11 protein-coding genes are annotated in these 14,843 nt (G+C 46.1%); 6 read left to right on the top strand and 5 right to left on the bottom strand.

Going from position 1 to position 14,843, the window contains the following annotated elements; genetic code table 11:
- Positions 1–294 precede the first annotated feature (294 nt).
- The 5 genes from BUB52_RS00980 to BUB52_RS00960 all read right to left on the bottom strand — a co-directional run bounded on the left by BUB52_RS00980 (position 295) and on the right by BUB52_RS00960 (position 8,398).
- Positions 295–3,717: an AAA domain-containing protein gene (locus BUB52_RS00980; protein WP_009123027.1), complete on the bottom strand. Its 3,423-nt coding sequence runs from the start codon at positions 3,715–3,717 to the stop codon at positions 295–297.
- Positions 3,714–4,538 carry a twin-arginine translocase subunit TatC gene (gene tatC / locus BUB52_RS00975; protein ID WP_009123026.1) on the bottom strand — a complete coding sequence of 275 codons (825 nt, stop codon included), beginning with the start codon at positions 4,536–4,538 and terminating at the stop codon, positions 3,714–3,716. Before tatC ends, BUB52_RS00980 begins: the two co-directional genes overlap by 4 nt.
- 62 nt (positions 4,539–4,600) lie before the next feature.
- Positions 4,601–4,813 carry a Sec-independent protein translocase subunit TatA/TatB gene (locus BUB52_RS00970; RefSeq protein ID WP_039951075.1) on the bottom strand — a complete coding sequence of 71 codons (213 nt, stop codon included), beginning with the start codon at positions 4,811–4,813 and terminating at the stop codon, positions 4,601–4,603.
- A gap of 133 nt (positions 4,814–4,946) precedes the next feature.
- The gene (locus tag BUB52_RS00965) at positions 4,947–7,433 is read right to left on the bottom strand and encodes a bifunctional UDP-N-acetylmuramoyl-tripeptide:D-alanyl-D-alanine ligase/alanine racemase (RefSeq protein WP_009123024.1); all 2,487 of its coding nucleotides are present in this window, start codon (positions 7,431–7,433) and stop codon (positions 4,947–4,949) included.
- Entirely contained in the window at positions 7,409–8,398 is a 990-nt protein-coding gene (locus tag BUB52_RS00960; RefSeq protein WP_039951074.1) for a GSCFA domain-containing protein, read from the bottom strand. The genes BUB52_RS00965 and BUB52_RS00960 overlap by 25 nt, the downstream gene beginning before the upstream one ends.
- Positions 8,399–8,567: 169 nt before the next feature.
- On the opposite strand from BUB52_RS00960, the gene dxs reads away from it, so the two are divergent.
- From dxs to BUB52_RS00930, 6 genes are all read left to right on the top strand, one after another.
- Complete coding sequence (gene dxs / locus BUB52_RS00955) at positions 8,568–10,475, top strand: 1-deoxy-D-xylulose-5-phosphate synthase (RefSeq protein ID WP_039951156.1); 1,908 nt, start codon at positions 8,568–8,570, stop codon at positions 10,473–10,475.
- A 91-nt stretch (positions 10,476–10,566) separates the two neighbouring features.
- Positions 10,567–11,907 (top strand): Trk system potassium transporter TrkA, encoded by a 1,341-nt coding sequence (gene trkA / locus BUB52_RS00950; protein WP_009123021.1) that lies wholly within the window; start codon positions 10,567–10,569, stop codon positions 11,905–11,907.
- 5 nt (positions 11,908–11,912) lie between these two features.
- Positions 11,913–13,364, top strand: a complete 1,452-nt coding sequence (locus BUB52_RS00945; protein ID WP_009123020.1) for a TrkH family potassium uptake protein — start codon at positions 11,913–11,915, stop codon at positions 13,362–13,364.
- 102 nt (positions 13,365–13,466) lie between these two features.
- Entirely contained in the window at positions 13,467–13,838 is a 372-nt protein-coding gene (locus BUB52_RS00940) for a hypothetical protein (protein ID WP_022218226.1), read from the top strand.
- Positions 13,839–13,913: 75 nt separating this feature from the next.
- Positions 13,914–14,264, top strand: a complete 351-nt coding sequence (locus BUB52_RS00935) for an NADH-quinone oxidoreductase subunit A (protein ID WP_009123018.1) — start codon at positions 13,914–13,916, stop codon at positions 14,262–14,264.
- The gene (locus tag BUB52_RS00930; RefSeq protein WP_009123017.1) at positions 14,255–14,842 is read left to right on the top strand and encodes an NADH-quinone oxidoreductase subunit B; all 588 of its coding nucleotides are present in this window, start codon (positions 14,255–14,257) and stop codon (positions 14,840–14,842) included. Before BUB52_RS00935 ends, BUB52_RS00930 begins: the two co-directional genes overlap by 10 nt.
- Position 14,843: the final 1 nt, after the last annotated feature.

Raw genomic sequence — 14,843 nt, 5'->3', positions numbered from 1 at the left:
GAAGAAAATATATAGATACAAAAAAAGCTCTTTCACATGAAAGAGCTTTTTTTTGCCCTCTACTGCAAATTATAATAGTGAAGGCAATCTTAAAGATTAAAAAAAGGGAAGTCTCACGACTTCCACAATTCTTCTAACCTTAAATCTAAATCTCTATGAAAAAAACGTGCTGCAAATATAAAGCTTTATTAAACACCTTGTTATTAATAAAGTATATAAAGAGAAAGAAAATATTTAAGATTTATTAAATGAAGAACTGATAACGGGCCATGAGAAAAAACACAGCTTTAGTCCTTATGATTCACAACTTTGCAATAATCGGGAATAGATTGAATTCTGCTTCAACAATTGGGGAACTCCGGTTATGAACATCTGTTTACGGGCTCTGGTCAAAGCTACATTAAGTTTACGGTCTATTTGTACCCCGTTCTCTTCTGTCAGATTAGCGAGAAGTTTCAACTGGGATACTCTGTTCACACAGAAAGAATAAATGATGACATCACGCTCGCTTCCTTGAAATCGTTCCACCGTATCTATCAGAACATCATTCAGTTCTTTAATTCCTAAATCTGCGATTTCTTTCTTTATCAAAGCTATTTGGCTACGATAAGGGGTTATTATTCCCAAAGTGGAAGCGGCATTGAAACAACCCGTGGCAAAAATATATTGTCGATAGACAGCAGCAGCCAATCGGGCCACAATCTTCGCTTCCGAATGATTGATTTTTGCCGACTGCATAGGCTGCTCCGGAGTAGACGGAATGAAAGCGACACGACGTGTCAGCAAAGCAGCAAATTCATTAGTAGAGAGCTCCGGAGACAGCTCAATAGTACCTGTTTGATGCTCCAGCCCTACCGGTTGTAGTAATCCGCCATAGAAGGCATGGTTCGGAAAGGCGGCAACTTCCACATTCATGCGCCCTTGACGACAAAGGATATCAAAGGAGTTGAAAGCGGAAAGTTGAGAGTTGAAAGTTGAGGTTTCTTCTCCACAGGCCAAAGGTTGCTTAATGGCATTCCGATAAAGGCGTTCAAAAAGAGAGTCCTTTAAATTACACAAACCGATAGCCCGTAAACTTTCATCCTGAACTTCCGACTGTTCCGATGATTGAAGTACTACGGCCGGAAGCTGTTTATGGTCGCCTATCAAAACAAACTTTCCGATAGCATTCCCACCGGCAACGCTACGCATGCACAACAGTCCCAACAGTTGCGGTTCCAAGATTTGAGTGGCCTCATCTATCAGGGCTACATCAAAAGTCTTTAAACGGAACAGTTCGGTCTTGGCGGAGAGCGTAGCGACCGTCCCCACAAAAATCCGGCAACATGCCATGCGCTCCTGCACTTCACGGCGGGTAGAACAACTCTCCAACATATTCTCTATCAAATGCGGACGGTAAACCTCATCACAGGAAAGTTCACTGCCGATACGTATAAAATCGACTTCCGGTGTAATAGCTGTCAGCATTTTACATATCTCATCCACTGCCCGATTGGTATATGAAAGTAACAGAATTTCCTTACCTTCCCGATAAAAGGTTTCCACCATACTACGCAAAGCACGAGAGGTCTTACCGGTACCCGGCGGGCCTATCAGCAAGAAATAATCTTTAGCTGCCTGCGCTTTCAAGGTAATACGCACAAAGTCATTGTCAGCAGCTGCTATGGCACCATTAAAAGCGCTATCGAATTCCGGCTCACGCCGATTCAGCAATAAATCCCGACGGTCTTTCGTAGCAGATAAGAAAGCGGACAATCCCCAATACATACAACGAAAAGAGGTATCCATATAATCATGCTCTATTGCATAGCGGCTATTCATTGGCAGAACCTCGACATTCTGTTGTGCAGCACGAAGTCTGACTCGAATATCAGAATCGGAAATCGTCTCGATATTTCCCTTAAACACCATCTTGTTGGTAACATTATCTTCACTGATATTCCGTTCGTACAGAACAATGGCATCTCCTTGCCTAAAATTAGGCAAAGTATTGGTATCCGTATGCGTACGTTCCAATAACAAATAGGGTTTGTGAATATCCGCCGCACAATTCTGCCGTATCACCAAATCATATAAAATCTCCCCGTTCTCGTTTTTCTCCTCCAAAGTAGCAAGCCATAAAGCGGCTGCGCCGGCACGTCCTTCATACTCTATATCACCGGATTTTGAAGTGTAGAGTTCTTTGGTTATAAAATTGTACAAGGCATAAAAATACGACTGTTCCAACGGTGACAGCGCATGAAGCTTTTGCGTCACTGCATCAATGGAAGGATATAAATAACGCTTCCACAATATATTATCTAGTTGCCGTTCGTTCAAGGTTTCAGGATTAATATCACGCAAGCGCTCTGCCGTATATTGCGGGGTATTACGCAACTGAATGCCATATTCGTTCGCCACGATACGGTTTCGGACATCCATTACCCGACGTAACATCGCCCATGAAGGACGTGCCGGATAAAGCAACGGATAACGCGTATAAAGCAAATACGATTTCACCCGACGGTGATCCTTTCCCATAGCATACTCCAAGACAGCCTGGTACAGTAACATCTGTACCTTATTATTCTCTTTGGGTTCTATCTTGCCCCGTATAGTATATTCATCCGCTTTACCCGACTTCATTTCGATGAAAGACGACATATCACGCTGCATATAGTCCAAACGTCCTTGCAGGCCTAATGCCTCACAAATATAAGACGGTTCCAGTACAGCGTCCGTTTTATCCAGTTCGTAGCCCGAATCCCGGAAAGTTTCCGTAACAGTCTGCCGAATATTGTCAAAATGCCGTCTGCAATCGGCAAAAAACTCACGCTCCTTTTCGCGGTCGCGCAAATCAGCGCAAGCAGCCAGCTCAATGGGATACGAACGGAACGCTTTTTTCATGCATGCCAAATAGTCGGGCTCACTTTCCGCATGAATCCATTCATCTAAAAAGAGGTTGGCGATATTACCCAATAGAAGCGGACGGGTATTATCGGGTGCCTGCAATCTCGCCAGCATATAGTTTGCCGGATGATGTCCGTATTCTCTGAAACACTCTGCCAGCGAACTGATGTCGAGCAGATAGTCAGGTTCCAGAATAATAAAAGAAGGCGTAAGAGTACCAGACTCATCTACAGCCACATCCAGTAAATTAATCTGGGCATGCCGCCACAGCAAACCACATGTTCCGGCAAACTCATCATTAACTTGAGGCACATTGTAACGTACACGTAGCGGTTCATCCGCCACAGTATCTACCGGCAGGACATATAGATAATCCGTATCGGCATACTGAAAACTGACACGCATACGTCGTACTCGCTCCTTTGCCATAGGAGCTGCAATATACGTAGCATCGGCTTGCGGTAACAGGCGATACAACTCGGTCGGAATATCTTCACCCGTCAAACGCTTTATAAAGAAAGATAAAGTCTTGGCATCACGCAACAGTTCGTCCCGAGAAGGGATTATCCGATGATTGAGGACTGCATTAGAAGTAAGCCGGAAAGTATGCAGGCGGTTTTGCTCCGTAACAGTCAGTCCGAGTTTGGAAGATACAAAATTGATACGAGCGGAGAGGTCTGTCATTTGCAGGCTACTATCCGTCATTTGCGTACGGCACAAATGCTCAAGCAATCCCCTCAACTGACGGTAAGCGATTCCCAAAGAAGGATATTCCGCACGGCATACTTCCTTCAATAAATGAAAATATTCCTTTATTTCAGCGTTCATTCCTCTTCCGTCTCTACTATCTCTTCGGTCTCATCGGTTTTCTTATCCTTAATCATCAGGATACTCATTTCATAAAGAAGGTAAAGCGGAACAGCAACTACGGTCAGCGTAAACGGGTCGCCCGTAGGTGTTATGACAGCGGCGGCAATAACGATGATTACCACTGCGTGACGGCGATACTTGCGTAAGAATGTTTTATGTACCAGCCCCAATAACGAAAGCAGCCACGTCACCAGCGGAAGTTCAAAGGCAAGTCCCATACAGAGTACCAGCATCATAAAGTTATCGATGTACGAATTGAGAGAAATCTGATTCTCTATCGCCGCACTAAGTTGATAAGTGGAGAGAAAACGTAATGTAAGCGGATAGACCATGAAATACCCCAGCAACACTCCGACAAAGAACATCACCGTACCTAAGCCGAGCGCCTTCTGTACCCCCCTGCGTTCACCCGGATAGAGCGCGGGACTGATGAACCGCCATATTTCGAAGAATATATACGGTGCAGCCGTCACTACCGACATCCAGAAAGCCGTAGATATATGGATAAAAAATGGTGCGGCCAGATTAATATTTATCAGTTTTATTTGAAACTCTTGCGTAAAGAACTCATCGTGCAAGTCGAATTTATTACCGATATAACGCAACAAATCATAGAAAATGAAATCATTATGGCAAGGAGCCAACACTACATTATCAAATAGATAAGGCATTGCAATGAAATAACCCACAGCCAATACAAACCATACGCCGAGAACGCGAAACAGCACCCGGCGCAGCTCATCCAAATGGTCCCAAAAGGTTAATTCTTTATCTGCCATGATTATAAACAGTGATAGGATGATAAGATGGTAGGATATCACTCCATCACGTTATCGCCTCATTACTTATCTGCAGGTTTATCTACCTCTTCCTTGGCTTTATTGATTTCGTCTTTAGCCTCGTTCACCCCTTCTTTGAAGCTCTTTACGCCTTTACCCAAGCCACGCATCAATTCTGGGATTTTTTTACCGCCAAACAACAGCAAGATAACCAGTGCGATAACAATCCATTCGGAACCGCTGGGCAGGAAACCTAATAAAAGTAAGTTTGTCATAGTCATATCGGATTAAATTTGATTGCAAAGATAAGAAGATTTATGAAATATGAAGTATAAAGTATAAGGTATAAAATGTAACTCATTATAGTAAGTGTTGAAATATTTTAGACCTTATACTTCATACTTCTTCTCAGTCCTGATAATATACTCTCTTCACACGTGTCGAAACACTTGTCAGTACTTCGTATGGAATGGTACCAAGCACATCGGAAAGAACGGTTATAGGAAGATGATCTCCGAAAATTTCCACACTGTCACCTTCTTTACAATCAATATCCGTAACGTCAATCATGCAGACATCCATACAAATATTCCCCACATAAGGAGCGCGCTGCCCGTTCACCAGACAATAGGCATGACCGTTACCCAAATGCCTGTTCAATCCGTCGGCATAACCGATAGGAATGGCTGCAATACGGGAAGGACGCACTAAATGTCCCTTACGGCTATATCCCACCGTATCTTCTTCGGGTACATCACGTATTTGCAGAATAGTAGTCTTCAGCGTACTGACATTATTCATTATAGAATTATCTATCGGACTGACACCATACAGCCCGATTCCCAATCGTACCATATCAAACTGTGCTCCCGGAAAACGCTCTATACCTGCCGAATTGCAGATATGGCGAAGTATTTTATGCGGAAACGCCTCCTGCAACTGCATGGATGCCTTCTCAAAAATCTCTATCTGTCTGCGTGTAAAGGCATCGAACTGCGGAGCGTCGCTTCCTACAAAATGGGAGAATACCGAACGGGGAATGACTGCATTCTGTCCTTTCAGACGTTCTATAAGCAGGGGCATATCATCCGGAGCGAACCCCAACCGATGCATACCGGTATCCAGCTTTACATGAATGGGGAAATTGGTGATACCTTCTTTCTCGGCTTCCTTAATCAACGCCTCCAGTAAGTGGAAGCTGTAAACTTCCGGTTCCAGTTTATAATCGAACATCGTCTTGAATGCTGTCATTTCCGGATTCATAATGATGATGCTTGCCGTAATTCCCGCCTTGCGCAAGTCCGAACCTTCATCGGCAACGGCAACAGCCAAGTAATCCGCATGATGTTCCTGCAAGGTTTTGGCAATCTCATACGATCCTGCGCCATAAGCGGAAGCCTTCACCATACATACCATTTTTGTTTCAGGCCTCAGTTTACCGCGATAATAATTCAAATTGGCAATCATCGCACCGAGATTCACCTCCAATATCGTTTCGTGCACCTTCTTCTCCAGAACCTCTGTCAACTCATCAAAGCCGAACTTGCGCGCACCTTTAATCAGGATTATTTCATTCTCCAAGCGGAGTTCGCCTTTTCCAATGGCTTCAGTCAGTGCAGCCGTATCCGGATAAAAAGCTTTCTCGATATTAAACCGTGCGGCACACGAAGATATTTCACTTCCCACACCGATAATACGTTCTATTCCCCGGCTGTTTACCAATTGCGCCACCTGCCGGTAAAGAGTAGGCGTATTCTGTCCCGTCTCCAGTATATCCGAAAGAATCAGTGTCCGTTTCAAGCCCTTGCTCTGTGAGCGGCGATACAAGAAATCAAGCGCTATATCCAGCGAACCGAGGTCAGAATTGTAACTGTCGTTTATAAGCAAGCATCCGTTTTTGCCCTCTTTCACCTCCAGGCGCATCGCTATCGGTTCCAGTTTTGCCATACGCTCCGTAATCTGTTCGGCAGGCAGCATCAGATACAGACAGGCCGCCAAACAATTCAACGAATTCTCGATAGAAGCATCATCAATGAACGGCAGTGTAAATGTATTGTCCATATCCAGATAACGATAAGAAACAACAGTGGAATCCTCTTGCTTTTCCACCTTATTTATATATAACGGACGCTCCATATCTTTCCTACTCCATGCTATCTCACGGGCGGAAAGCATGGATTTGCCCACGCAATTATTGATAAACTCGTCGTCACCGTTATAAATCACTACATCGCAATTCTTAAAGAGCGCCAGTTTCTCCATACATTTCTCCTGCAAAGAGAAGAAATTCTCCTGATGCGCGCCTCCTATATTTGTCAGGATACCGATTGTAGGTTTGATAATATTCTGCAAGGCACGCATTTCTCCCGGTTCCGAAATGCCCGCCTCCAATATGGCAAGCTCCGTTTGCCCATTCATCTGCCATACGGACAAAGGCACTCCAATCTGCGAATTGTAACTGCGGGGCGAACGGGTGATTACACGCTCCGGACTCAACAACTGATGCAACCACTCCTTCACAATGGTTTTTCCATTACTGCCCGTTATGCCGATAACAGGTATTTGAAAGCGGTCGCGATGTTGTTCCGCCAACTTCTGCAATGCTTTCAGCGGATTTGGCACGACTAATAAGTTAAAAGTCGAAGGTTGAAAGTTGAACGTTTCAACTTCCTTCAAGCCTTCTTCGCTGACGACAAAATTACGAACGCCGCGCGTATATAAATCACGGATATAACGTGTTCCGTCATTCCGTTTGGTAGTCAAAGCAAAAAACAAGGTTTCCTCCGGGAAACTCAGGGAACGGCTATCTGTAAGCAGCCAGTCAATAGCGGCCGGCGTATCGCCTATCCGCCGCGCACCAATTATTCGGGCTATATCTTCAATCGTATATGACATAATTCTCTCTCCTTTTGGAAGTCTAAGTACGGGTATTTTCCGTTAAGTCGGTCTATTTTTAACACAATTTGTCCTAAAAAACGCTTATACTCTTCAGAATCCGGGTGAAAAGGCTTATGAGCTAATCCTCTACGGATATTTTCACTTTCCTCTATTATCTGTAACGTCTCCTCCGAGAAACACGCAGACGAAAAACGCTCCCACACATATTGCACAGCCATATCGGAAGGATGTACCATATCTTCAGCATAGAAACGATAATCGCGTAATTCATCCAAAATCAATTCATAGGCGGGAAAATAGAATACACTTTCCTGAAAAGCGGCTTGCAGCCTGTCTATAGCCAGCAACAAGGTAGCTTTACTGAGTTGGTTGGCGTGCATACCATCCCTCGCATGACGAATGGGACTGACTGTAAGTATCACTTTCAGTCCGGAATTTCGCGCCAACAACCCGGACAACAATGAAGTATAATCCGATACGATTTCATCGACCGTCAATCGTCGGAGGATAAATTCTTTTCCCGGCAGCTTATGACAATTTCCTACGATGCGTCCTGTATTCTTTTGCTCGTACACCCACGATGTACCGAAAGTCAACAACAAACAGTCCGAACGAAAAATCCACTCATGTGCGCGGGCAATCCGTTCATTTATCTTCTTCAACGTTTCATCTGCTGACAGTGATGAGAAATCCCCGTGATGCATGGGGCTGTGCCAACAGTCACGAAAGAAAAAGAGATCTTCCTTTCCGTACACCTTTCCGAGTATGATTTCGCGCAAAGCGGCAGATATGGATAGAGGGTTGTAAAGTACACCGTAAGGATTGATGTCACACGAGAATTTAGCATCCGCAAGCCTTGTACCCATATTAGTCGCAAAACAAGAGCCGAGCAGCAACAAACGGTCCGTGTGCCGCAATCGGGGCAGGTTGGCAGGGAGTTCAACAGGGGTAGTGAAGTTCATACACAAACTTTATTCAAATCTTTGCAAAGATACAAAGAAATACCATAAACGGGGAAACTGCAACTTTAAAATCCCGTAAAAGGCGGACGACGGAACAAAAAACAGACAAAATGATACAGCCATCCGTTTTCTTTTGCTATTTTTGCATTTTGTAATCTTCAGTACAATGATGAAAACAGAACCAACAACATATAACTTGTTAGACTCCATTTCCTATCCGGAAGACCTGCGTAAATTAAGCGTGGAACAGCTCCCGGAAGTTTGTGAAGAATTAAGACAAGACATCATTCAAGAACTTTCGTGCAACCCGGGGCACTTTGCAGCAAGTCTGGGTACAGTGGAACTTACCGTCGCGCTGCATTACGTCTACAATACCCCTTACGACCGTATAGTATGGGACGTAGGGCATCAAGCCTACGGTCACAAGATGCTGACCGGACGTCGCGAGTCTTTTTGCACCAACCGGAAGTTCAAGGGCATACGCCCCTTCCCCACTCCTGTGGAAAGCGATTACGACACCTTCACCTGCGGACATGCCTCAAACTCCATTTCGGCAGCCTTAGGCATGGCTGTTGCTGCAGCCAAAAAAGGTGAGAAAGACCGTCATGTAGTAGCCGTCATCGGCGACGGAAGCATGAGTGGCGGACTGGCCTTTGAGGGCTTGAACAATGCCTCGTCCACCGCCAACAATCTGTTGATTATCCTTAACGACAACGACATGGCAATAGACCGCAGTGTAGGCGGCATGAAACAATACCTTTTCAATCTGACAACCTCCAACCGCTACAACCAGCTGCGTTTCAAAGCCTCCAAGATGTTATTTAAAATGGGCGTACTGAATGAAGACCGGCGTAAAGCGCTAATCCGCTTTTCCAACAGTCTGAAATCAATGGCGGCCCAGCAACAGAACATCTTCGAAGGGATGAACATCCGATACTTCGGTCCGATAAACGGACATGACGTAAAGAACTTGGCCCGTATTCTGCGGGATATAAAAGATATGCAAGGACCTAAAATCCTTCATTTGCACACTGTAAAGGGTAAAGGCTTCGAACCGGCCGAGAAAGAGCCGGGCATCTGGCACGCACCCGGCAAATTCGACCCCGAAACCGGAGAGCGCATCACTGCAGACACCAGCAATCTGCCTCCTCTATACCAAACCGTATTCGGCGAGACGTTAGTGGAATTGGCAGAGAAGAATCCGAAAATCGTCGGGGTGACGCCCGCCATGCCCACCGGATGTTCCATGAACATATTGATGCAAGCCATGCCCGACCGGGCTTTCGACGTAGGCATCGCCGAAGGACACGCCGCCACATTCTCCGGCGGTATGGCAAAAGAAGGTCTGCAACCTTTCTGCAACATATATTCGTCCTTCATGCAGCGGGCTTATGACAACGTGATACATGACATTGCCATCCTGCGGTTGCCTGTAGTGCTCTGCCTGGACCGCGCCGGATTGGTAGGTGAAGACGGACCGACACATCATGGCGTATACGACCTCGCTTATTTCCGTCCTATCCCGAACCTGACCATATCCTCACCCATGGACGAGCACGAACTGCGTCGCCTGATGTACACGGCACAGCTGCCGGACAAAGGTCCGTTCGTAATCCGTTATCCGCGCGGACGTGGCGTGTTGGTGGACTGGAAATGTCCGCTGGAAGAAATCCCCGTAGGTAAAGGTCGGAAACTGAAAGACGGGAAAGACCTTGCGGTCATCACCCTCGGTCCGATAGGAAACATTGCCGCGCGCGCCATCAAACGGGCGGAAACAGAGAAAGGACTCTCCATAGCCCACTACGACCTGCGTTTCCTCAAACCACTGGACGAAACACTGTTACACGAAGCGGGACGCAACTTCAAACGCATCATCACCATAGAAGACGGTGCGCGAAAAGGCGGTATGGGAAGCGCCGTACTGGAGTTTATGGCAGACAACAGCTACACCCCGCACATAGAGCGCATCGGTGTACCCGACACATTTATAGAGCATGGTACGGTACAGGAGTTGTATCAGTTGTGCGGAATGGATGAGGAAGGAATCTATAATATATTAATTAAGAATGATGAATGATGAATGAAGAATCGGGTTGCGCTCGCTACGCAAACCATCCGCAAGGAAATTCTTCATTCATCCTTCTTAATTCTTCATTTCTAAAAGCATTGTGAAGATAATCATTGCTGGTGCCGGCGCAGTAGGCACACATTTAGCCAAGCTATTGTCTCGCGAGAAGCAAGACATTATATTAATGGACGACAACGAAGAAAGAATGAGTACACTCAGCTCCAACTTCGACTTGATGACTGTCACTGCCTCTCCCACTTCCATTAAAGGATTGAAAGAAGTAGGGGTGGGAGAAGCCGACCTCTTTATCGCCGTTACTCCCGATGAAAGCCGTAACATCACTGCCTGCATGCTTGCTACCAATCTGGGTGCGGTAAAGACCGTAGGCCGCATTGACAACTACGAATACCTGTTGCCCAAGAACAAGGAATTCTTCCAGAAGCTGGGGGTGGACTCGCTTATCTACCCGGAAATGCTTGCGGCAAAAGAGATTGTATCTTCTATCCGTATGAGCTGGGTACGCCAATGGTGGGAATTCTGCGGCGGCGCGCTGATTCTGATAGGCGCCAAGATGCGTGAGAAAGCAGAGATTCTGGATATTCCTCTGCATCAACTGGGCGGACCTGAACTGCCTTATCACGTGGTAGCCATCAAACGCGGCAACGAAACACTGATTCCCCGCGGTGACGATGTCATCAAACTGCATGATATTGTTTATTTTACAACTACCCGCAAATTCGTTCCGTACATCCGTAAGATAGCCGGCAAGGAAGATTATGCCGATGTGCGCAATGTCATGATTATGGGTGGAAGCCGCATTGCAGTACGTACCGCACAATATGTTCCCGACTATATGCAAGTGAAGATCGTGGACAACGACTTGAACCGCTGCAACCGCTTGACCGAACTACTGGATGATAAAACTATGATTATCAACGGAGACGGACGGGACATGGACTTACTTGTAGAAGAAGGATTAAAGAACACCGAAGCCTTTGTGGCGCTAACCGGAAACTCGGAAACAAATATCCTCGCCTGTCTGGCGGCAAAGCGCATGGGAGTAAGCAAGACAGTGGCGGAAGTAGAAAACATAGATTACATAGGCATGGCGGAAAGCCTCGATATCGGTACGGTTATCAACAAAAAGATGATTGCCGCCAGCCACATTTACCAGATGATGCTGGACGCCGATGTCAGTAACGTAAAATGCCTGACCTTTGCCAACGCCGATGTAGCGGAATTCACCGTCAAACCCGGCTCGAAGATAACCAAACACCAGGTAAAAGACCTCGGTCTGCCTAAAGGAACGACCATCGGCGGACTGATACGTAACGGCGAAGGCGTTGTGGTTATGGGTAGCACGCAAATATTACCCGGAGACCACGTGGTAGTATTCTGCCTGAACATGATGATTAAGAAAATCGAAAAATACTTTAATTAGCGAACGTGATTAACTTTAAGACAATTATACGGATTATCGGTATCCTGCTATTACTGGAAACAGTCATGCTGCTGGCATGTTCGGCAATATCGTATTACTATAATGACGAAGCCCTGCTCGACTTCTGGAAATCGGCAGGTATCACTGCCGGAGCCGGCCTGCTCATGGCTATTGCCGGAAAAGGCGGTGAAAAACAGCTGACCCGCCGTGACGGTTACGTACTGGTCAGCCTTGCCTGGGTGGCTTTTTCCCTTTTCGGCATGCTGCCTTTCTATATCAGCGGATACGTTCCCGACATTACGAACGCTTTCTTCGAAACCATGTCCGGTTTTACAAGTACGGGAGCCACCGTACTGGATAATATAGAATCGCTTCCTCACGGATTACTGTTCTGGCGCGGCATGACGCAATGGATCGGCGGTTTGGGAATTATCATGTTTACGATTGCGGTATTGCCAATCTTCGGGGTCAGCGGCCTGCAGGTATTTGCCGCCGAAGCCAGTGGTCCCACGCACGACAAAGTGCATCCGCGCATCGGCATCACCGCCAAATGGATATGGAGTATCTATACCGGCCTTACCCTGATTCTCGTAGTCCTGTTAATGCTGGGCGGTATGGACTGGTTCGACAGTGTGTGTCACGCCTTTGCCACCACAGGAACGGGAGGATTCTCTACCAAACAGGCAAGTGTGGCCTATTACAACTCCCCCTATATAGAGTATGTCATCTCTATTTTCATGTTCATTTCCGGTATCAACTTTACACTGTTACTATTCTTCGTCAACCGGAAATTCAAAAAGGTCATCGACAACGCCGAGTTAAAATGGTACTTCTGGTCGGTAGTCGGTTTTACCACCGTCATAGCCGTTGTCCTCTACTATACCAGTTCGACGGGCGTGGAAGAGGCTTTTCGTAAATCATTGTTCCAGGTTATATCTCTGCAGACCTCTACGGGCTTTGCCACAGATGATTACATGCTGTGGACACCTATGCTTTGGGGATTGCTAACCGTCGTCATGATCATGGGAGCTTGCGCAGGCAGTACCACCGGAGGACTGAAATGCATCCGGATGGTAATCCTTGCCAAAGTATCACGTAATGAGTTCAAACATATTCTGCATCCCAATGCCGTACTGCCGGTACGCGTAAACAAACAGGTAATATCTCCTTCCATCGTTTCCACGGTGCTGGCATTCTTCTTTTTATACATCATCATCATCATCGTCGGCATATTAATCATGATGGGAATGGGGATAGGAGCCGAAGAGTCCATCGGTTGCGTCATATCCAGCATCGGTAATATGGGCCCCGGATTAGGTGATACAGGTCCGGCCTATTCATGGAACGCCCTGCCTGATGCAGCCAAATGGTTACTGTCATTCCTCATGTTATTGGGACGTTTGGAATTATTCACCGTCTTACTTTTGTTCACCCCGGAATTCTGGAAACGGAATTGATTTAGGATAAAAAGTGTAAAAATAGTCATTTTTTGTTATGCAGAGATAGCAAAATGAGAGATACTTATTATATCTTTGCGCCCTGAAAAGAGATATGGAGATATGAAACAGTGCATAAAATATTGTATAATAGCCATACTCGCAGTTTTATTACACAACGGTGCAATAGGGGCTGCGGATTTTTTGTGCACTCCGGTCAACTGTAAAGCAGAAAGTTGCGTCTTAACTCAGGCGCCTACCGCCCAACAAGCTATCCAGAACTATTACAACCATTTATCGTCTACATCTTCCTGTCTGGAATATGTGGAACATATGCAAGTGCCAAGTAATAAAGGTTCTCTGCTGCGTGTCGATATTATCCGTATGCAACAATTGCTGCGCGCACAAAGTTACGACCCTATGCCGGACTTACATTACCCTCCCGTTCCCGACCCGCATTACTACGTATTCGGGCTTAGAAAGATTATCAGATAAAAGGGTGGTCTCTGCCACTTTATTGCCTTTATTCAGCATATCTATATATTATATATCTAAAATCTTATCAGATTTATGAACTTTACTTTGTTAGTAGTCGTCTTGCTGACGGCAATTGCTTTCGTGGGTATTGTTATCGCGCTGTCCAATGCGATAGCCCCCCGTTCGTACAATGCACAGAAAATGGAGCCGTACGAGTGTGGTATTCCCACCCGCGGTAAATCATGGATGCAGTTCCGGGTAGGTTACTATCTGTTCGCCATCCTGTTTCTGATGTTTGAAGTGGAGACCGTATTCCTGTTTCCGTGGGCAGTCATTGCACGCGAGCTTGGAGTAGCCGGACTTTTCAGTATTTTGTTTTTCCTTATTATATTAATTCTGGGTCTTGCTTATGCCTGGAGGAAAGGAGCTTTGGAATGGAAGTAACGAAGAAACCCAACATAAAATCCATCCCTTATGAGGAGTTTACAGACAACGAAACGTTGGAGAAATTGGTTTGGGAACTCAACGCGGGAGGCGCTAATGTGGCTCTCGGCGTACTGGACGATTTCGTCAACTGGGGACGCAGCAATTCGCTGTGGCCGCTTACGTTTGCAACAAGCTGTTGCGGTATCGAATTCATGGCCCTCGGCGCAGCCCGCTATGACATGGCGCGCTTCGGGTTTGAAGTAGCCCGTGCCAGTCCGCGCCAGGCAGATATGATTATGGTGTGCGGAACAATCACGAACAAAATGGCGCCGGTACTGAAACGTTTGTACGACCAGATGGCCGACCCTAAGTACGTGATAGCCGTAGGCGGTTGCGCTGTCAGCGGCGGCCCGTTCAAGAAATCTTATCACGTTGTCAACGGAGTGGATAAGATTCTGCCGGTAGACGTATATATCCCGGGATGTCCTCCCCGCCCCGAAGCATTCTACTACGGAATGATGCAATTGCAACGTAAGGTAAAAATAGAGAAGTACTTTGGTGGTGTAAATCAAAAAGAAGAAAAACCGGAAGAATGAA

The organism is Bacteroides clarus YIT 12056, from assembly GCF_900129655.1.
Taxonomy (GTDB): domain Bacteria; phylum Bacteroidota; class Bacteroidia; order Bacteroidales; family Bacteroidaceae; genus Bacteroides; species Bacteroides clarus.
This window is presented reverse-complemented; position numbering and strand designations above follow the sequence as displayed.

Coding starts and splice junctions, on each gene's coding strand:
- BUB52_RS00980 (WP_009123027.1), bottom strand. CDS start 3,717: ATGAACGCTGAAATAAAGGAATATTTTCATTTATTGAAGGAAGTATGC.
- tatC (WP_009123026.1), bottom strand. CDS start 4,538: ATGGCAGATAAAGAATTAACCTTTTGGGACCATTTGGATGAGCTGCGC.
- BUB52_RS00970 (WP_039951075.1), bottom strand. CDS start 4,813: ATGACAAACTTACTTTTATTAGGTTTCCTGCCCAGCGGTTCCGAATGG.
- BUB52_RS00965 (WP_009123024.1), bottom strand. CDS start 7,433: ATGTCATATACGATTGAAGATATAGCCCGAATAATTGGTGCGCGGCGG.
- BUB52_RS00960 (WP_039951074.1), bottom strand. CDS start 8,398: ATGAACTTCACTACCCCTGTTGAACTCCCTGCCAACCTGCCCCGATTG.
- dxs (WP_039951156.1), top strand. CDS start 8,568: ATGAAAACAGAACCAACAACATATAACTTGTTAGACTCCATTTCCTAT.
- BUB52_RS00940 (WP_022218226.1), top strand. CDS start 13,467: ATGAAACAGTGCATAAAATATTGTATAATAGCCATACTCGCAGTTTTA.
- BUB52_RS00935 (WP_009123018.1), top strand. CDS start 13,914: ATGAACTTTACTTTGTTAGTAGTCGTCTTGCTGACGGCAATTGCTTTC.
- BUB52_RS00930 (WP_009123017.1), top strand. CDS start 14,255: ATGGAAGTAACGAAGAAACCCAACATAAAATCCATCCCTTATGAGGAG.